Origin of the sequence: Pseudomonas sp. BSw22131 (assembly GCF_026810445.1) — a bacterium.
Lineage (GTDB): Bacteria > Pseudomonadota > Gammaproteobacteria > Pseudomonadales > Pseudomonadaceae > Aquipseudomonas > Aquipseudomonas huanghezhanensis.
In genome coordinates this window covers 504,129-522,952 of record NZ_CP113949.1, presented here as the reverse complement: position 1 = coordinate 522,952, position 18,824 = coordinate 504,129, and the positions used below count along the sequence as shown (strand labels likewise).

The following is an 18,824-nucleotide window of genomic DNA, read 5'->3' as shown; positions in this document are numbered from 1 at the left end:
ACCGCCATCGCGGAGCAAGCGCGCTATTGCAGATATCAGTATCAGTGGCCTTTGACGGACCCCGGATTGATCATCCGCGACAACCCAAGGTTCTTCAGCGCTAACTGCAGCGAGCTGTTGATTACTTGCGGGTTGTCGTTGGTCATCAACTGCGCGAGCAGTTCTTTGGCTTTGCTCAGGTTGATCTGGCGCAGCATCCACTTCACCTTTGGCAAGTTGGTGGCGTTCATCGACAGGCTGTCGAAACCCATTGCCATCAACAGCACTGCAGCCGCTGGATCACCCGCCATTTCACCGCAAATACTGACCGGCTTACCCTCGGCGTGGGCGTCGCGGACCACATTCTGCAGTGCCTGCAGGACCGCCGGGTGTAGATAGTCGTAGAGATCGGCCACCCGCGGGTTATTTCGATCAACCGCCAGCAGGTACTGAGTCAGGTCGTTGGAGCCTACCGACAGAAAGTCCACCTGCCGCGCCAGCTCACGGGTCTGATACACCGCCGCAGGCACCTCGATCATGACCCCAACCGGTGGCATCGGTACGTCAGTGCCTTCGTCGCGCACCTCGCCCCAGGCACGGTGAATCAGGTGCAATGCCTCTTCGGTTTCATGCGTCCCTGAAATCATCGGCAGCAAAATTCGCAGGTTGTTCAAGCCTTCGCTGGCCTTGAGCATCGCCCGGGTCTGCACCAGGAAAATTTCCGGATGGTCGAGCGTGACGCGAATCCCGCGCCAGCCCAGGAACGGGTTGTCTTCTTTGATCGGGAAATACGACAGTGCCTTGTCACCGCCGATGTCCAGCGTCCGCATGGTCACTGGCAGCGGATGGAAGGCGGCAAGCTGTTCGCGATAGATCGCCAACTGCTCTTTTTCACTGGGGAAACGCTGCTGAATCATGAACGGCACTTCGGTGCGGTACAACCCGACACCTTCGGCGCCACGCTGCTGGGCGCGGGCGACGTCTGCCAGCAAACCGGTATTCACCCACAACGGCATCCGGTGGCCATCGAGCGTGACGCATGGCAACTCGCGCAGCGATTCCAGCCCCTGAGACAGCTGGCGCTCTTCCTCGACCACGATCGAATACTGTTTGCGCAGGATTTCGCTCGGGTTGGTGTAGACCTCACCGTGGTAGCCGTCGACGATCAGTTGAATGCCATCGACCTTCGAATAAGGCAGATCGACCACGCCCATGACCGTGGGAATGCCCATGGCACGCGCCAGAATCGCAACGTGAGAGTTGCCCGAACCCAGTACCGAAATCAGACCCACCAGCTTGCCTTCCGGCACTTCGCCGAGCATGGCAGGGGTCAGCTCTTCACTCACCAGAATGGTGTTGTCGGGGTAGACCAGCGTCTGCTGGCGGGCTTCCTGAAGGTAAGCGAGCAAGCGGCGCCCGAGATCTTTGACGTCTGAAGCGCGTTCACGCAGGTAGGCATCGTCCATCAGCTCGAAGCGTTTTACGTGCTCATTGACGACCGAACGCAACGCGCCTTGCGCCCATTGGCCGGTCTTGATCACGTTGGTGACTTCGCTGCCGAGCGAGGCATCGTCGAGCATCATCAGGTAAACATCGAACAGCGCGCGCTCTTCCGGGCGCAACTGGGTAGCCAACTTCGCCGAAAGGGTACGCATGTCGCTGCGAACGCCTTCCAGAGCGGTATTGAACAGTTTGAGCTCGGCTTGGATGTCGGTCACGGTTTTATCAGGGACGACTTCGAGGTCCGCAGGGGGCAACATCACCACCGCCATGCCCACCGCGGCACCTGGCGAACCCGGCACACCCACGAACTTGGCTTCCTGAATGCCCTTGCCCTGACGACCCAAGCCGCGAATCGAGCCAGTGGCTTCAGCGTGGGCGATAACCCCAGCGAGTTGCGCGCTCATGGTCACGAGGAAAGCTTCTTCCCCTTCATCGAACTGGCGGCGTTCCTTTTGCTGGATCACCAACACCCCGACCACGCGGCGGTGGTGGATGATCGGGGCGCCTAGGAAAGACGCGTATCGTTCTTCACCGGTTTCAGCAAAGTAGCGATAACGAGGGTGATCAGCAGCGTTCTCGAGATTGAGTGGCTCTTCACGGGTGCCGACCAGGCCAACGAGGCCTTCATTGGGCGCCATGCTGACTTTGCCGATGGAGCGCTTGTTGAGGCCCTCGGTGGCCATCAGCACGAATCGATTGGATTCCGTGTCCAGCAGATAGACAGAGCAGACCTGGCTGCTCATGGCCTCTTTGACGCGTAACACAATAATCCCCAACGCCGCCTTGAGATCCTTGGCGGAGTTAACTTCCTGGACGATCTTGCGCAGCGTATTGAGCATGGCTCGGGGTCGAACTCCGTGTCAGTCGCGCGCCAACAGGCGCGGGGCAAGCTCTTTGAGTGCGCGTCGATACACTTCGCGCTTGAATGTCACCACCTGGCCCAACGGATACCAATAGCTGACCCAGCGCCAGCCATCGAACTCCGGTTTACCGGTCAAATCCATCCGCACCCGCTGCTCGTTAGAGATCAGGCGCAGGAGAAACCATTTTTGCTTCTGACCGATACACAGCGGTTGGCTGTGGGTGCGGACCAGACGTTGCGGCAGACGATAGCGCAACCAGCCCCGGGTGCAGGCAAGAATTTCAACATCATGCCGTTCTAGCCCGACTTCTTCGTTCAATTCACGGTAGAGCGCGTCTTCCGGCGTCTCTTGAGGGTTGATCCCCCCTTGCGGAAACTGCCAGGCATCTTGGTTGATACGCCGAGCCCATAGGACCTGGCCTACATCATTCGTCAGAATTATCCCGACATTAGGGCGGAAACCATCGGGGTCGATCACGGCTACAACCTCGCAAACGCATGTCGGCGCATTGTTCCACAAAGATCGTGAAGGCAGCAACGAGGCGCAGGCAGCTTATTGGCACAACTGCAGTAATAGATGCAGCGAGGCAAAAAAACCTCGTATTCTTGGGCTCTTTTTTTAGTCATTTCAGCGAGTAACCGTATGCGCCTGGCTCTATTCGACCTCGACAACACGCTTCTCGGTGGCGACAGCGACCACGCCTGGGGCGATTACCTGTGCAAGCGCGGCATCCTTGACGGTGCTGCTTACAAAGCAAAAAACGACGCGTTCTATCAGGACTATCTGGCCGGGACACTGAACCTGACCGACTACCTGAATTTCAGCCTGGAGATTCTGGGCCGCACAGCTCCCGAGCAACTCGACGAATGGCACCGCGAGTTCATGCGCGACTGCGTCGAACCCATGGTTTTACCCAAAGCGATGGCGCTGATTGCCAAACACCGCGACGCTGGCGACAAGCTGGTAGTGATTACGGCGACCAATCGCTTCGTAACGGCACCTATCGTTGAGCGACTGGGGATCGAGACGTTGCTCGCAACTGAATGCGAAATCATCGACGGCCGCCATACCGGTAAAACCACCGGCGTGCCGTGTTTCCGTGAGGGCAAAGTGACGCGCCTGAATACCTGGCTGCTGGACAATGATTTCAGCCTGGAGGACAGCTACTTCTACAGCGACTCGATGAACGACCTGCCGTTGCTGGAAAAAGTCACGCATGCGGTGGCGGTCAACCCTGATGAGAATCTGCGAGCTGAGGCAGCAATCCGCGGCTGGCCGGTGATTTCGCTGCGTGATTGAAGTGATGTGTCGTCAGGTCTGACGCCATCGCGAGCAAGCCCCCTCCCACAATGGATATTTCGCACATAGAAATCATTGTTGGAGGGAGATTGCTCGCGATAACAATTGATCAATCAAAACCGTTAAACCGGCTTGGCGCCCATCAATCCGGCAATCGCCACAAAACACACCGCACTGAAGATCGCCAGTGCCAAGGTGAATTTCGGATTACCGACAAGCACCGGGCGGTGCAGACGATTCACACGCACAGCCAGCCAGGCCCAGCTCAACGCACCGAATACATACAACACGCTGGCGCTTAGCAACCAGGTCTGCCCCAGCGGCCAACCCGCGTAGTGCACCAGCCACCAGCCGCTGACCGGCAATGTCAGCAAGCAAATGCCCATCAGCAACCAGACGAACGCCCACGGGCGCTGCATCGCGCGATTCTGCACTGTGAGATCGCCGGCCCTGCGCCCGCGAATCATCCAGACGGTCAATGCCAGCGCACTGATGAATAACAGCGCCGTGGTGACCGTGTGCAGGATTTTCAGTGCAGCGAAGTGTTCCATGTTCGGAGTGTTCCCATTGGTGCATGAATTCAGAGTAGCAGTGAGCTGTCGTTTCTCTGTAGGAGCGAACTTGTTCGCGAGACGGCCGACCTGATACACCGCACCATCGCCTCGCCAACAAGTTGGCTGCTACAGGTTTTGCATCAGCCCAGAAACAGCTTGTACGCAGGGTTATGGGTTTCATCCCAATACGGATACCCAATCTCCGCCAGCGCCGCCGGCACCAGATGCCGCTCATCCTCTGGCACCACCAACCCGGCCACTACCCGCCCATCTGCCGCGCCATGGTTGCGGTAGTGGAACATCGAAATATTCCACTGACCGCCCAGCTTGTTAAGAAAGTTGAACAGCGCGCCGGGCCGCTCCGGGAACTCGAAGCGGAACACCACCTCATCGCTGACCCGCTCCGAATGCCCGCCGACCATGTGCCGCAAATGCAGCTTGGCCAGTTCGTTGTCGGTCAGGTCCAGCACCGGAAAACCCTGCTCGGTGAGGCTTGAGATCAGCGCTTTGCGCGGGTCGGTCTCGGGATGGGTCTGCACGCCAACGAAGATGTGCGCCTCGCGGTCGGTGTGGTAGCGGTAGTTGAACTCAGTGATCTGGCGTTTGCCGATGGCTTCGCAAAACGCTTTGAAGCTGCCCGGTTTCTCGGGGATGGTCACGGCGATCACTGCTTCGCGGCCTTCGCCCAGTTCGGCACGCTCGGCCACATGGCGCAAGCGGTCGAAGTTGACGTTGGCACCGGAATCAATCGCCACGAACGTCTGCCCGGTCACGCCGTATTGTTCGGTGTACTTTTGATCCCGGCCACACCCAGCGCGCCGGAAGGCTCGGTGATCGAGCGGGTATCGTCGTAGATGTCCTTGATCGCGGCGCAGATTTCATCGGTGCTGACGGTGATTACTTCATCGACGTAATGCTGGCAGATGTCGAACGTGTGCTTGCCGATCTGCGCCACCGCGACGCCGTCCGCGAACAACCCGACTTGCTGCAACACCACGCGCTCGCCATAGGCCATGGCTTGTTGCAGGCAATTGGAATCGTCCGGCTCGACGCCGATGACTTTGATTTCAGGGCGCAGGTATTTGACGTACGCCGCGATGCCGGCGATCAAACCGCCGCCTCCGACAGGTACGAAGATCGCATCCAGTGGCCCCGGGTGCTGACGCAATATTTCCATCGCCACCGTGCCTTGCCCGGCGATGGTGTCCGGGTCGTCGTACGGGTGAACGTAGACGTAGCCTTTTTCCTCAACCAGCTTCAGGGAATACGCCAGCGCCTCGGGAAAGAGTCGCCGTGGAGCACGACAATGCCGCCTCGGGAGCGTACGCCTTCGACCTTGATCTCCGGGGTGGTCTTGGGCATGACGATGGTGGCTTTGACGCCAAGGGTCTTGGCGGCGAGCGCCAGGCCTTGCGCGTGATTGCCTGCCGAGGCCGTGACCACGCCGCACGCGAGATCTTCCGGGCTCAGTTGCGCGAGCTTGTTGTACGCGCCGCGAATCTTGAACGAGAACACCGGCTGCAAGTCTTCGCGCTTGAGCAGCACCTGATTGCCAAGGCGCTCGGACAACCGGCGCGCGCCGTGCAGCGGGGTTTCCACGGCGACGTCATACACGCGGGAGGTGAGGATTTTCTTGACGTAGTGTTCGAGCATCGCAGAGGCATCACTGGCGAAAAGGGCAAGGCCGGGAAGTCTACCCCGCACTCCAACTGACGACCACACGAATGACCGGGTTTTGCCAGCGTCATGTCGCTATAATCCCGGCCCTCAGCGCATCACTACCGCCTTGAAGGAGCGCGCTTGCCCTCGATGGCGTGGTGTCAGACGACTTAACCGTGACTGACAGAACGCTTTCGCGGGCAAGCGCGCTCCTACAGGGAGACATTCAAACCGGAGCCCACCCGCATGACCCAGGATCAACTCAAACAGGCCGTGGCCCAAGCCGCTGTCGACTTCATACTCCCCAAACTTGACGACAAAAGTGTCGTCGGCGTCGGCACCGGCTCCACCGCCAATTGCTTCATCGACGCACTGGCTCAACACAAGGGCGCGTTCGATGGCGCGGTCGCCAGCTCCGAGGCCACCGCCGCTCGCCTCAAGGCCCATGGCATTCCGGTGTATGAACTCAACACGGTCAGCGATCTTGAGTTTTACATTGACGGCGCCGACGAAAGTGACGAGCACCTGAACCTGATCAAAGGCGGTGGCGCGGCCCTGACCCGGGAGAAGATCGTGGCCGCAGTCGCCAAAACGTTCATCTGTATCGCCGACGGCAGCAAGCTGGTACCTGTGCTGGGTGGCTTCCCGCTGCCGGTCGAGGTGATTCCAATGGCGCGCAGCCACGTCGCACGCCAATTGGTAAAACTGGGCGGTGATCCGGTGTACCGCGACGGTGTACTGACCGACAACGGCAACATCATTCTCGATGTTCACAACATGAACATCACCAACCCGTCGGAGCTTGAAGCGCAGATCAACAACATAGTCGGCGTAGTGACTAACGGCCTGTTCGCTGCACGTCCGGCGGATTTACTGCTTTTGGGCACGCAAGAAGGCGTGAAAACCCTGAACCGCTAATGACACGCCATCTGTAGGAGCGAACTCGTTCGCGAGACGTGATAACTGACACACCCGGTCAGCTGCTTCGCCAACAAGTTGGCTACAGAGCATTGCGTCACTCAGGCGATAACACTCTCGCCTCACGGCTTCTTGAACACATAAAACAGGTTCGGCTCGCTCACCAGATACAACGTGCCGTCATCGCTCATTGCGATGCCTTCCGCCTGTGGCACGTTGCGGGCGAGCCCCATGCTGCCTTTGCTCAGCGACGCGTTGGCCACGGGTCTGCCGGTGGTGTCGAGCTCAAGGATCTGCCGCGACTCATCCGACAACGCCAACAGGTGCCCGCTTCGCTCATCGAACTGCAAACTGGACAGGTCGCGCACAAACAATCCGGCGTTACGCGCCTTGTCTGTGGTCACTTCCAGTACGTTGGGCGTGTCATCACTGACCCGTGGAAACCCGCGAATCTCGATGATCTGCACCGGCTTGCGCTCTTTGGCGACAAACAGCCGTTGCCCCTTCGTGTCGTAGGCCAGCCCTTCGAAACCATTGTTTCCGCCCGCATCGATACCCAGCGTGAGCTGCTGAGAATCATGGGCATCGAGGAACAACGTGTCGGCGTCGACATGGACCTTGAACAGGCTCTGGCTGTGCTCATCACTGATCACATAAACACCGGGGCTGATGTACTCAATGGCCTCTGCATCGCCGAAACCGGTCAAAGGAATACGTCGGATAACCCGCCCATCAAGGCTCAGCTCGGCGAGCTCGCTGTTTTTGTTGGTGACGGTGAACAAGGTTTTACGGTCAGGATCGTAACTCAGGGCCGAAACGTTATCGTCCAGCCCGTCGATCACCTTGCCTTCGATCGCCACCTGATAATCGCTCAAGCCCAGGCTCGCCGTGTCATCGGATTGCCAGAACACATGCCAGTTGAACCAGAGACGCTCGACGACCCGGTATTCACGCCCTATGAAAAACGATGCAACGACAAGCATGAAAACCAGGAAAGCCAACAAAGGCTTGGCAAAAGGAAGGCGACGCATTTATGGAACCCGGCAAAAAAGAAGGCACTTTAATAGCATGCCAATCTGAAGTCAGTCTTAAATCAGATTGGCAACATGCGCTTACTTCTTCTTGAACGTATAAAACAGGTTCGGCTCACTGACGATGTAAAGCGTACCTGCTTCATCCATCGTCACGCCTTCTGCCCTTGGGATAGTCGCGCCAAGGCCATTGAGGCCGTGCAACAGGGTCATGAAGCTGACCTGCTCGCCCTTCTCGTCCAGCTCCAGCAACATGTGTGATTCGGCCGAAAGCACCAGAAGATGGCCTGTTCGCTGGTCCGAGTACAGCGCTGACAGATTGCGCAGATCGATGTTGTTATTGACCAGCTTTTGCTTGTCCCCTTTGAGCACGCTACTGCCGTCACTGCTCCAGGTGAACAGCGCCGGCGGACGCTCCTCGCCGAGCCAGATTCGCTGGTTTTTCGCGTCCCAGGCAACGCCTTCAAACGCCTTGTTCTGGTTCTTCGAAGGGCCAAGGTCATACTTGGGGAAGTCAGCGATATTCAGGGTTTTGGTGTCAGGCGTCACCGTGACAATCGTCATCAAGTGCTGACGCTCATCAACAATGGCAATCAAACCGTTTTCCAGCACCGCCACGCCTTCCGGGTTGCTCCAGCCGACCAGCGGGATTTTGCGGATCACGTCTCCGTTGAGCTTGAGCTCGGACAAGAACGCATTCTTGCCCATCACCGAAAACAGCGTCTTGGTGACAGGGTTGTAGGACAGGTCCGACGCTTCGTCTTCTTCCATCCCCACGAGGGGCTTCGCATCGATATCAACGACGTAGTCCGGCAGCCAAATACTTGCAGCGTGCTCGGCCGGGGTGACGCTTTGCTCGCGCAGCCACAGGCGGCCCCGATCATCCCAATGGAACGCGAAAGCGAGGCCATAGCCGATGATGAGCAGTAAAATCAGCCACCCATACCAGCGCACGCGCGGCAATCGGCGTTTGGATTTACCCAGTGGATCAGCATGAGTGGCCATCAAAGCGTTCCTGAAAAGAGGTCATTGGCACCAAGCCATGAATCAGCAGTCGGCGCGGATTATCCAGATCAACTGTGAAAAAAACGCCAATTGCGTGGCGATTCTTCAGGCACAAAAAAAGCCGCCTGCATGTGTTGCGCCAGGCGGCTTTCATCAACAGAGCATGGATCAGCGAACGTCGCTTTCGAAGCTGCTGTAACCCGGCAACTCCAGCACGATCTGGTCGCCGACGCTAAACGGCCCAACGCCTGCGGGTGTACCGGTCATGATCAGATCCCCGGCCTGCAACGAAAAGTGCGAAGCGATGTGCTGGATGATCGGCACAATCGGGTTAAGCATCAGGCTGCTGTTGCCGTCCTGGCGCACTTCACCGTTGATGGTCAGGCGGATCGGGATGTCGGTCAGGTCAGCAAACGCATCCGGCGACACGAATGGCGCAACGACCGCCGCGCCGTCGAAGGATTTTGCCAATTCCCACGGCAAGCCTTTTTCCTTGAGCTTCGATTGCACGTCACGCAACGTCAGGTCCAGACCCGGCGCAAAGCCGCTGATCGCGTCCAGCACTTCTTCGCGGTCAGGTTTTTTGCTCAGCGGCTTGCCGATCAGCACCACGATTTCAGCCTCGTAGTGAACCGAGCCACGGTCGGTCGGAATGCTGAAGCCGCCTTCAATCGGTACCACGCAACTGCCCGGCTTGATGAACAGCAGGGGCTCGGCAGGGATCGGGTTATCCAGTTCCTTGGCGTGCTCGGCGTAATTGCGGCCGATGCAAACCACTTTACCCAACGGAAAATGAATCCCCGTTCCATCGACATACTTGTGCTGGTAGCTCATGGGCGCTCCTGTGACCTGGCTGGAAAGTGTCTGCGTGCTGTGATCGACGCCGGCTTGGCTATAAAGACGATCAGGACTCAACCGCGAAGATTTTGCCGGGATTCATGATGCCGTTGGGGTCGAACACCGTTTTGACGGCCTTCATGTATTCGATCTCGACCGGGGAACGACTGTACGTCAGGTAATCGCGTTTCGTCATGCCCACGCCATGCTCGGCGGAGATTGAGCCGTTGTACTTCTGCACGATCTCGAACACCCACTTGTTGACCGTTGCGCACTTGGCAAAGAACTCGTCCTTGCTGAGGTTTTCCGGCTTGAGGATATTCAGGTGCAGGTTGCCGTCGCCGATGTGGCCGAACCATACGATTTCGAAATCAGGGTAGTGCTCGCCGACGATAGCATCGACTTCAGCCAGAAACGCTGGGACTTTGGAGACTGTCACCGAGATATCGTTTTTGTAGGGCGTGAAGTGCGAGATGGTCTCGGAGATGTATTCGCGCAGCTTCCACAGGTTGTGCAGTTGCTGTTCGCTCTGGCTCATCACGCCATCCAGCACCCAGCCTTGCTCGACACAATGTTCGAAGGTCGCGAGCGCATCGTTGGCGATGTCTTCGCTGGTGGCTTCGAATTCCAGCAGTGCGTAGAAGGGGCAGTCGGTTTCGAACGGCGACGGCACGTCACCCCGGGCCATGACTTTGGCCAGTGCTTTGTCGGAGAAAAATTCGAAGGCGGTCAGGTCAACCTTGCTCTGGAATGCATGCAGCACCGGCATGATTGCATCGAAATCGCTGGTCCCGAGGACCATGGCAGTCAGGTTTTTCGGAGCACGGTCTAGGCGCATGGTGGCTTCAACCACGAAGCCCAGCGTGCCTTCGGCGCCGATGAACAACTGACGCATGTCGTAGCCTGTGGCGTTTTTGATCAAATCCTTGTTCAGCTCAAGAAGGTCGCCTTTGCCGGTGACGACTTTCATGCCCGCGACCCAGTTGCGCGTCATGCCGTAGCGAATGACCTTGATCCCGCCGGCATTGGTGCCGATATTGCCGCCGATGTTGCTTGAACCCGACGACGCGAAATCCACCGGGTAATACAGGCCGTTTTCTTCAGCAAGGTTTTGCAATTGTTTGGTGATCACGCCGGGCTGGCACCGCGCGGTGCGGTCGGTGAGGTTGAGTTCCAGCACCTGATTCATGTAATCGAAGTTGACGACCACTTCGCCGTTGGCCGCGACCGCTGCGGCGGAGAGCCCGGTGCGGCCGCCCGACGGCACCAGCGCAACATTGCGCTCGTTGGCCCAGCGCACGATGGCCTGAACCTGCTCAATGGTCTTGGGGAATACGATGGCAGTCGGTGCAGGGGCGAAATGTTTGGTCCAGTCCTTGCCGTAAGCCTCAAGGGAGTCGGCGTCAGTGAGCACTTTGCCAGGCTCAACCAGGGTCTTCAGCTCATCAATCAGGGCAGGATGGTTCATCACAGAACTCTCGAACAATTCATGGTCATCCTGAGAACGGCTCACGTCCAGGAATGGGGTTTCGCGGGGTGCGTATGCTAGCATACGCCCCCCGCCAATCGAGCCCACGCCCGATGTGCGAGCGCTTCACTTTCCTGCCATTTTTCCCCGGGACACAGGTTTACGCAGATGAGCAAGACTTCCCTCGACAAGAGCAAGATCAAGTTCCTTCTTCTCGAAGGCGTCCATCAATCGGCTGTCGACGTCCTCAAGGCTGCCGGTTATACCAGCATCGAGTACCACACCAAGTCTCTGCCGGAAGCCGAGCTCAAGGAAAAGATCGCCGACGCCCACTTCATCGGCATCCGTTCCCGCACGCAATTGACTGAAGAGCTGTTCGACAGCGCCAGGAAGCTGGTCGCCGTAGGTTGCTTCTGCATCGGCACCAACCAGGTTGATCTGAACGCTGCCCGCCAACGCGGCATCGCGGTGTTCAACGCGCCCTACTCCAACACCCGTTCGGTGGCGGAGCTGGTGCTGGCCGAAGCGATCCTGTTGCTGCGCGGCATCCCGGAGAAGAACGCCTCCTGCCACCGTGGCGGCTGGATCAAGAGCGCGGCTAATTCGTTCGAAATCCGCGGCAAGAAACTCGGCATCATCGGCTACGGTTCGATCGGAACCCAGCTGTCAGTGCTGGCTGAAGGCCTGGGCATGCAGGTGTTCTTCTTCGATCCGTTGACCAAGCTTCCGTTGGGCAACGCGACACAGGTTCCGACCCTGAACGATCTGCTGGGTATGGCCGACATCGTCTCCCTGCACGTACCTGAGCTGCCGTCCACTCAGATGATGATTGGCGAGAAAGAAATCCGCGCCATGAAAAAAGGCGCGATCCTGATCAACGCCGCACGCGGCACCGTGGTGGATCTCGATGCTCTGGCCGACGCAATCAAGGACAAACACCTGATCGGCGCCGCCATCGACGTGTTCCCGATCGAGCCTCGCTCCAACGACGACATCTTCGAAAGCCCGCTGCGTGGCCTGGACAATGTGATCCTGACCCCGCACATCGGCGGTTCGACGGCTGAAGCCCAAGCCAACATCGGCCTGGAAGTGGCAGAGAAGCTGGTCAAGTACAGCGACAACGGTACGTCGGTATCCTCGGTCAACTTCCCGGAGGTGGCCCTGCCGGCGCACCCTGGCAAGCACCGTCTGCTGCACATCCACGAGAACATTCCGGGTGTGATGAGCGAGATCAACAAGGTCTTCGCCGAAAACGGTATCAACATCTCCGGTCAGTTCCTGCAGACCAACGAGAAAGTCGGTTATGTGGTGATCGACGTCGACGCCGATTACTCCGACCTGGCGCAACAAAAACTGCAGCACATCAAAGGCACCATCCGCAGCCGCGTTCTGTTCTAGTCCGTCGCGCTGCAATGAAAAAGGAGACCCTCGGGTCTCCTTTTTCATGGACGTCAAACCGGCCCGGCTAAACATCCCATGGGACGGAGCCTGGTTTCGGTCTCACGGTCTGAGCAACTCACTGCAGATCAAACGGCTCATTGCCGCGACGCCGAAACCAGCCTGTCAGCGACAGACGATCACGGGTCGAAGGCAGCACCTCGTGAGGAATGTCACCGGACAGGAAAACCACCAGGCAACCGCCAGTGGGCTGCACGTCGTGATGGACGCCCTCCTCCAGATACATACGCAAATGCCCACCGTGTTCGGGCAACCACGCATCGTTCAGATAAAGCACGGCCGACAGCATGCGTTTGTCGTCATCCCGGAAGCGATCCACGTGCTTCAGGTAAAACGCCCCGGGCGGGTACAGCGCGAAATGGCTTTCATAGTCTTCAAGCCCCAGAAACAAACCACGATTGAGCGCGACGCGCAGGCTTTCCATCACCTCCAGATAGCGGTCACAGGGTTCGGCCTGCCCGGGCTCCAGCCATTGAATGCGGTCGCCGCGAATCCCCTCTCGCACTTCTTGCAGCGCGCCGCGTCCGACCGAGGCGGGCGCAAGCTCACCCTCGCGCCCACGCTTGCGGCATTCGAGCGCCAGTTCACGGGTCAGGTTTTCGGGCAAAAAGATATTCTGCTGCGACCAGCCGTGCTCGGCGACATCGTCAACGATTCGTAACAGCAGCGGGTGATCGAAGGGTGTTTGCATGGGCGGCATAGTATCCATACCGCGATCAATCTGACAGCGCCTGCGGTCCGCCTGATGCCGAGATTTTTTAGGTGTTTGGCACGCCAGTGACGTTTTCGCGCAAGGATCGTCGAACACATCGGATTTCGTGGGGTCTGGGCAACTGTTAACTCGACAAATCCCCGCCGTGCCACTGAGAATAGCGGCCTGCCGACAGGAGTCTCTATGCGCCGTTTGTTTTTCTTGCTGCTGATGTTCTGCACGATGCCCGCGTGGGCAGACAGCCACGACCAGCTCTATAAGGTCGCGGGTTGGCCAGAACAACGCGCGCATTTTAACGACGCGCTCAAAGCAGCTCAGTTGCGCTACAAAAACAGCCTGCCGCCAGCCGTCTTCGACGCGTTGGTCAGCAACAGTAACCAGCGTTTTGCGCCCCAGGCAATGGATCAGCGTGCCGAGCAGAAGCTGCGTCAGACCCTGCAGGATCCCAACCCCGCGCTGCAGTTTTTCCAGACGCCGCTGGGCAGCAAAATCGTCAACGCCGAACTCACCGCAACGCGCTCGGATCAACTGGCGAAAAACGCACAGGGCCTGCCGAAGATGCAGGTGAGCGACAGCCGACAGTTGATCATCGGTCATCTGGCTCAGGCACTGCCCGCGCGTGAGGCAGGTGCCGAGGTCAGTCTGGCCATTGCTGGCGTGGCGGCCGACAGTCTGAGCCAGATGATTCCTGGATTGATGGGAATGGGGGGCGGTCAAGCACAGGGCATGCTCGACAGTCAGCGCCAACGCTTGATGGCGCAGATCGGCACCGACATGAACAACACGCTGCTTTATGTCTACCGTGACCTGACTGACCCGGAGCTGGACGAGTTCGCCTCATTCGCCGAGTCACCCGAGGGCAAGGCTTACTACCAGGCCGCCCTGGCGGCAATTCGCGCAGGATTGGCGGTCGGACAGAACGGCAACTAACCCCGCACCCGCCTGCTGGAGCGAGGCCGCTTTTGCGCCTCAACCCATCCGCTGCTTCAAAAACTCAAAATATCGTGCCCGAATGGCTGGAGATTCGTTGGCCAGGTGGTGTCGTGCCTCGGGGATCATCAACACGCGCGGCTGAGTAAACTTGTCATTGAGCACCGTCAGGTTGTGCGTCCAGTCGACCGTCATGTCAGCGTCCCCCTGAATAATCAACGGGGTTCTGTTGCTCCGCGGGGCCGCCTCAATGCGGGCGATCCACTGAGCCAGCGCGCCTACCCAGGCCGTCGGCAGTCGTCGCGGCTGCAGCGGATCTGCCTGCAGAAACGGCAGAAAATCCGCGTCGTTGGAGTTTTCGCTGAAACGCCGCTCGATCCCTTTGACGAAGTGGCGCAACAGTCGATAGCTCAGTTTCGACCAGCGCCAAGCACGCGGACGCACCAACGGCGCCAACAGGATGATCTGCCCTTGGGCCGGGCTTGTAGTGCCGCGACTGAGCACATGGTCGACGACAATCGCGCCGCCCGTACTTTGCCCGCACAGGTGCCATGGCTTGGGCAGCACCAGCAGATCGGCTTCAACCAATAGCCGGTCCAGCACAACCTGATACTCGGCAAAATCCCTGATGCTGGCGCGGCTGCCACTCGACAAACCATGGCCCGGCAAGTCGCAGGCAAGCACCGCAAACCGCTGCGCCAACGCCCACTCGATGACGTGACGGTAAAGCCCCATGTGGTCATAAAAACCGTGCATGAGAATCAGCGTGGCCACCGGCTGCTCGGGAGTCCAGAGTTGCGTCACGATCTCGTAACCGCCCGCCTCCAAACGCCCTAGCTGGCTGTGCACCGAAACATCGTGCCCTGGCAAACCATAGAAGCGCTGATAAGCCTGAGCCTCCTCGGACAATGGACGCTGGGCAGTCAGTGAATGCAGCGTGGACCGCAGGCGATCAGGGTCGAACGAGTGAGACATCGGCATTCCAGATCAAAAAAACAATGAGTTATACAAGCGGGAGAAACGGGCTGCGATAGTCTTCCGCCTGCCTTGCGATGGCAAGTTACAAACGCCAATTGAACCCCACGCCATGTACCCATGGCTACCGGACTGACCGCGACCTGTCAGTGGTCCTTTTTGTAGTCGATCACGTAGGGCAGTTTCTCGCTTGCGATACGGGTCAAGGTGTTGCGTCTGACCTTCTTCAGCGCACCCAACTGCCTGGCGCTCAAGTCACCGCCGATGATTTTGCTCGAAGGTTTTTCCACGATCAGATCACTCGCAGCCTGAAGCGCCTGGTGATAACCGCTGCGCTGGCTGAGATCGAAACCCTCGAGCGGCATTTGCCCACGCAGCCAGTCACCCCAGTAGAACTCAAGAAACTCCGGAGAGACATCGCCCGCTTTTGGCTTGGTGTACGCGGCGTCACGCACGAAATAGACGATGCTGCGGAAGATATCGTTCTGCATCGCTTGCAGGCCCAATTGATCGGGTAACTGGGACGGCGCGATGGATTGTCCGTTGCCATCCTTGAGCCAGACTTTCCTGGCTTGCGTCATGCGCTGCCAGAAATCGGCGAGGTCTTTACTGTCGCTGAAATTGTCAGAGACCCTGACTTTCATCTTCATTTGCGGCCCCGCGCCCGGTTGCTCCCATAACGTGGTGAAGGTGTGATGGCCGTCAGTGAGGTAGAGCTTGCCCTCGGGTCCGATCACAACGGTTTTCATGTCGTTCGGATGAGCGTTGGGCGCGTCTTCGCACGCGAAGGTTTCAGGACGCAATGGGTCGGCGTCGGGTTTGATTTTTTTGGCCTCGTGCTGGCCATTGGTTTCACAGATTTCGTCGAAGAGCTTCTGCCGCACCTTGGCAAAGCGCTCAAGCTTGTAATAGATCTGATCGAATCCGACCACGGCCTGTGTGGGATGCAACTGATCGAGAGTGACCTCGATCACATCGCCAGGCTTTGGGGCGGTGAAAGCAGCCTGAACCTGAACCGCGAAGACGCAAGCCAACAGCGCTGCACAGCATGATTGAATTCGCATTGCCAACACTCTGATCGGGAATGAGCCTGAGCTTAATCGAAAGTGCAGCATGATCGGGAGTCTCAAGCAGTCAGGCCGTCTACCCAGCCGCATCGTAAATCTGTAGCCTGCAAATCTTTCTCAATCACCTTTTGAGCCCTCGCATGAAACGCAGCCTTATCGTCTTCGCTGTACTGGTCGTGTTCATTGCTGGCGGCAGCACCTGGTATATCCACAGCAAACAGCCGGTGCGAACGGGCGAAACAGCGCTGACGCACTTGCAGGCGCCCGTCAGTGTGCGTTACGACGAGCGCGGCGTGCCGCATATCGAGGCCCAGAATGAGGCAGACCTGTATCGCGCACTGGGTTACGTGCACGCCCAGGACCGGTTGTTCCAGATGGAAATGCTGCGGCGCCTGGCCCGGGGCGAACTTGCTGAGGTGCTGGGGCCCAAGCTGCTGGACACCGACCGGCTGTTTCGCAGTCTGCGCATTCGTGAGCACGCCGACGCGTATGTCGCCAAACAGGATAAAAACACCCCGCAGTGGCTGGCGCTGCAAGCCTACCTGGACGGCGTGAATCAGTACCAGAACACGCACGCCAAACCGATCGAGTTCGACCTGCTTGGCATCAATGAACGGCCGTTCACGGCTGAAGACACCTTGAGCATCGGCGGTTATCTGGCCTACAGCTTCGCGGCTGCGTTTCGCACAGAACCGCTGCTAACCTACGTACGTGACCAACTCGGCCCCGATTACCTGAAAATCTTTGACCTCGACTGGAAGCCGCAAGGCGCGTTGGGCCAGCCGCCGACGCTGGGCAGCAACGACTGGAAAGGCCTGAACGACCTCGCATTGCTCAGCGAGCAGGCACTGGAAAAAGCCGGACTGCCACAATTTGAAGGCAGCAACGCCTGGGCGGTTTCGGGCAGCCGCACCAAAAGCGGTAAACCGCTGCTGGCGGGGGATCCGCACATTCGTTTTTCGGTGCCCTCGGTGTGGTACGAAGCACAGCTGTCGGCACCGGGTTTTGAGCTGTACGGGCACTTTCAGGCGCTCAATCCGTTCGCGTTGCTGGGGCATAACCTGGATTTTGGCTGGAGCCTGACCATGTTCCAGAACGACGATCTGGACCTGATCGCCGAGAAAACCAACCCCGACAACCCCAATCAGGTCTGGTACCACGGCGCCTGGGCCGACATGACTTCGCGCGACGAGCACATCAGCGTTAAAGGTGGAACCTCGGTCACGCTGACGCTGCGCCGATCGCCTCACGGCCCGATCATCAACGATGCGTTGGGCAGCAACGCTGGCAATACGCCGATTGCGATGTGGTGGTCGTTCCTCGAGTCCGAAAATCCTGTTCTGCAAGGCTTTTACGAGGCCAATCGCGCCGACACTCGAGACAAAATGCGCAGCGCCGCCGAGAAGATTCAGTCACCGGGTTTGAACGTGGTCTGGGCCAATGCGAAAGGCGATATCGGCTGGTGGGCAGCGGCGCAACTGCCGAAGAGGCCGGCCGGGGTGAATCCCGCGTTCATTCTGAATGGCAGCAGCACCGACGCCGACAAGGATGGTTTTTACCCCTTCAGCGCCAACCCGCAGGAGGAAAACCCTGCACGCGGCTATATCGTGTCGGCCAACTTCCAGCCCGTCTCCCCCACCGGAATGGAAATCCCGGGCTACTACAACCTCGCCGAACGCGGGCAGCAACTGAGCAGACAGTTAGCGGACCCCTCGGTGAAATGGGACGTGGACAACAGCAAAAAACTGCAACTGGGTACTCGAACCGACTACGCGCAGACCATTCTCAAGCCTTTGCTGCCTGTGCTGCGTCAAGTGGTCAGCGATCCGCAAGAGCATGACCTTGTAGAGCGTCTGGCCCAGTGGAATGGCGAGTACGGGGTGGATTCGGTGGGCGCCACGCTGTTCAACCAGTTTTTGTACGACCTGACAGAGAAGGTGTTTAGGGACCAGTTGGGGGATGGCCTGTTCGATACCCTGTTATCGACCCGCGTGCTCGACAGCGCGCTGCCCCGGCTGGCCGCCGACGAGCACTCGCCGTGGTGGAACAACCGCAACTCGCCCGCCGAAGAAAGTCGGGGCAATACGGTCAAAATGGCTTGGCACTCCACGGTTTCGCACTTGCAGTCCCTGTACGGCGCAAACCCTGATGAATGGATGTGGGGAAAAGCGCACACCCTGACTCATGAGCATCCGCTGGGACGCCAGCAGCCGCTGGACATGCTGTTCAACGTCGGTCCTTTCGCTGCGCCGGGCACTCACGAAGTACCCAACAATCTGTCAGCACGCCTCACCTCCGCCCCTTGGCCGGTGACTTACGGCCCATCCACGCGCCGCCTGATCGACTTCGCCGACCCTGCGCATGCATTGGGGATCAATCCGGTAGGACAGAGCGGTGTGTTGTTCGACGAGCACTATTCAGATCAGGCAGAAAAGTACGTCAAAGGCGAGTACGTGCCTGAGCGCTTCAGCGAAAAGGATGTGGCGCAGAATACGAAATCGACGCTGCGGTTGGTGCCGGGGAACTGAGCAAAGCTGGAATTCTGTAGGAGCGAATTCATTCGGGA

At 58.5% G+C, this 18,824-nt stretch carries 16 protein-coding genes and 1 pseudogene; 6 read left to right on the top strand and 11 right to left on the bottom strand.

Annotated features, from left to right (window positions below; genetic code table 11):
• Positions 1 to 41: 41 nt before the first annotated feature.
• Both ptsP and OYW20_RS02410 read right to left on the bottom strand, forming a co-directional pair.
• Positions 42 to 2,321, bottom strand: a complete 2,280-nt coding sequence (gene ptsP / locus OYW20_RS02415; protein ID WP_268799146.1) for a phosphoenolpyruvate--protein phosphotransferase — start codon at positions 2,319 to 2,321, stop codon at positions 42 to 44.
• Positions 2,322 to 2,342: 21 nt separating this feature from the next.
• Positions 2,343 to 2,822, bottom strand: a complete 480-nt coding sequence (locus tag OYW20_RS02410; RefSeq protein ID WP_268799145.1) for an RNA pyrophosphohydrolase — start codon at positions 2,820 to 2,822, stop codon at positions 2,343 to 2,345.
• A gap of 165 nt (positions 2,823 to 2,987) precedes the next feature.
• Here OYW20_RS02410 and OYW20_RS02405 point away from each other — a divergent pair, with 165 nt between their 5' ends.
• Positions 2,988 to 3,644, top strand: a complete 657-nt coding sequence (locus tag OYW20_RS02405) for a histidinol-phosphatase (protein WP_268799144.1) — start codon at positions 2,988 to 2,990, stop codon at positions 3,642 to 3,644.
• A 122-nt stretch (positions 3,645 to 3,766) separates the two neighbouring features.
• Here the strand turns inward: OYW20_RS02405 and OYW20_RS02400 are convergent, their stop codons facing one another.
• Positions 3,767 to 4,195, bottom strand: coding sequence for a DUF2269 family protein (locus tag OYW20_RS02400; RefSeq protein ID WP_268799143.1), 429 nt, complete (start codon positions 4,193 to 4,195; stop codon positions 3,767 to 3,769).
• A gap of 143 nt (positions 4,196 to 4,338) precedes the next feature.
• Positions 4,339 to 5,851: pseudogene (gene ilvA / locus OYW20_RS02395) on the bottom strand (threonine ammonia-lyase, biosynthetic).
• A gap of 252 nt (positions 5,852 to 6,103) precedes the next feature.
• On the opposite strand from ilvA, the gene rpiA reads away from it, so the two are divergent.
• Positions 6,104 to 6,775, top strand: a complete 672-nt coding sequence (rpiA, locus tag OYW20_RS02390; protein WP_268799142.1) for a ribose-5-phosphate isomerase RpiA — start codon at positions 6,104 to 6,106, stop codon at positions 6,773 to 6,775.
• A 122-nt stretch (positions 6,776 to 6,897) separates the two neighbouring features.
• Here rpiA and OYW20_RS02385 read toward each other — a convergent pair whose 3' ends face one another.
• On the bottom strand, positions 6,898 to 7,806 hold the full coding sequence (locus OYW20_RS02385) for an SdiA-regulated domain-containing protein (protein WP_268799141.1): 909 nt from the start codon (positions 7,804 to 7,806) through the stop codon (positions 6,898 to 6,900).
• A gap of 81 nt (positions 7,807 to 7,887) precedes the next feature.
• Positions 7,888 to 8,811 carry an SdiA-regulated domain-containing protein gene (locus OYW20_RS02380; RefSeq protein WP_268799140.1) on the bottom strand — a complete coding sequence of 308 codons (924 nt, stop codon included), beginning with the start codon at positions 8,809 to 8,811 and terminating at the stop codon, positions 7,888 to 7,890.
• On the opposite strand from OYW20_RS02380, the gene OYW20_RS02375 reads away from it, so the two are divergent.
• Entirely contained in the window at positions 8,804 to 9,010 is a 207-nt protein-coding gene (locus OYW20_RS02375) for a hypothetical protein (protein WP_268799139.1), read from the top strand. The genes OYW20_RS02380 and OYW20_RS02375 overlap by 8 nt on opposite strands.
• Here OYW20_RS02375 and OYW20_RS02370 read toward each other — a convergent pair.
• Both OYW20_RS02370 and OYW20_RS02365 read right to left on the bottom strand, forming a co-directional pair.
• A complete protein-coding gene (locus tag OYW20_RS02370; protein WP_268799138.1) occupies positions 8,980 to 9,645 on the bottom strand; it encodes a fumarylacetoacetate hydrolase family protein in 666 nt (221 codons plus the stop codon). The genes OYW20_RS02375 and OYW20_RS02370 overlap by 31 nt on opposite strands.
• A 70-nt stretch (positions 9,646 to 9,715) precedes the next feature.
• Positions 9,716 to 11,116 carry an FAD-binding oxidoreductase gene (locus OYW20_RS02365; protein WP_268799137.1) on the bottom strand — a complete coding sequence of 467 codons (1,401 nt, stop codon included), beginning with the start codon at positions 11,114 to 11,116 and terminating at the stop codon, positions 9,716 to 9,718.
• 168 nt (positions 11,117 to 11,284) lie between these two features.
• Here OYW20_RS02365 and serA point away from each other — a divergent pair, with 168 nt between their 5' ends.
• A complete protein-coding gene (serA, locus tag OYW20_RS02360) occupies positions 11,285 to 12,514 on the top strand; it encodes a phosphoglycerate dehydrogenase (protein ID WP_268799136.1) in 1,230 nt (409 codons plus the stop codon).
• Between the two features lie 118 nt (positions 12,515 to 12,632).
• On the opposite strand, the gene OYW20_RS02355 is transcribed toward serA, so the two are convergent.
• Positions 12,633 to 13,265 (bottom strand): 2OG-Fe(II) oxygenase, encoded by a 633-nt coding sequence (locus OYW20_RS02355; RefSeq protein WP_408005454.1) that lies wholly within the window; start codon positions 13,263 to 13,265, stop codon positions 12,633 to 12,635.
• Positions 13,266 to 13,469: 204 nt separating this feature from the next.
• Between OYW20_RS02355 and OYW20_RS02350 the strand changes: the two genes are divergently transcribed.
• Complete coding sequence (locus OYW20_RS02350) at positions 13,470 to 14,216, top strand: DUF2059 domain-containing protein (RefSeq protein ID WP_268799135.1); 747 nt, start codon at positions 13,470 to 13,472, stop codon at positions 14,214 to 14,216.
• Between the two features lie 39 nt (positions 14,217 to 14,255).
• On the opposite strand, the gene OYW20_RS02345 is transcribed toward OYW20_RS02350, so the two are convergent.
• Together OYW20_RS02345 and OYW20_RS02340 are read right to left on the bottom strand one after the other, a co-directional pair.
• On the bottom strand, positions 14,256 to 15,191 hold the full coding sequence (locus OYW20_RS02345; protein WP_268799134.1) for a phospholipase BipL: 936 nt from the start codon (positions 15,189 to 15,191) through the stop codon (positions 14,256 to 14,258).
• Between the two features lie 146 nt (positions 15,192 to 15,337).
• Positions 15,338 to 16,255, bottom strand: a complete 918-nt coding sequence (locus tag OYW20_RS02340) for a ParB/Srx family N-terminal domain-containing protein (protein WP_268799133.1) — start codon at positions 16,253 to 16,255, stop codon at positions 15,338 to 15,340.
• 143 nt (positions 16,256 to 16,398) lie between these two features.
• On the opposite strand from OYW20_RS02340, the gene OYW20_RS02335 reads away from it, so the two are divergent.
• Positions 16,399 to 18,786, top strand: a complete 2,388-nt coding sequence (locus OYW20_RS02335) for a penicillin acylase family protein (protein WP_268799132.1) — start codon at positions 16,399 to 16,401, stop codon at positions 18,784 to 18,786.
• The last annotated feature ends 38 nt before the right edge of the window (positions 18,787 to 18,824 follow it).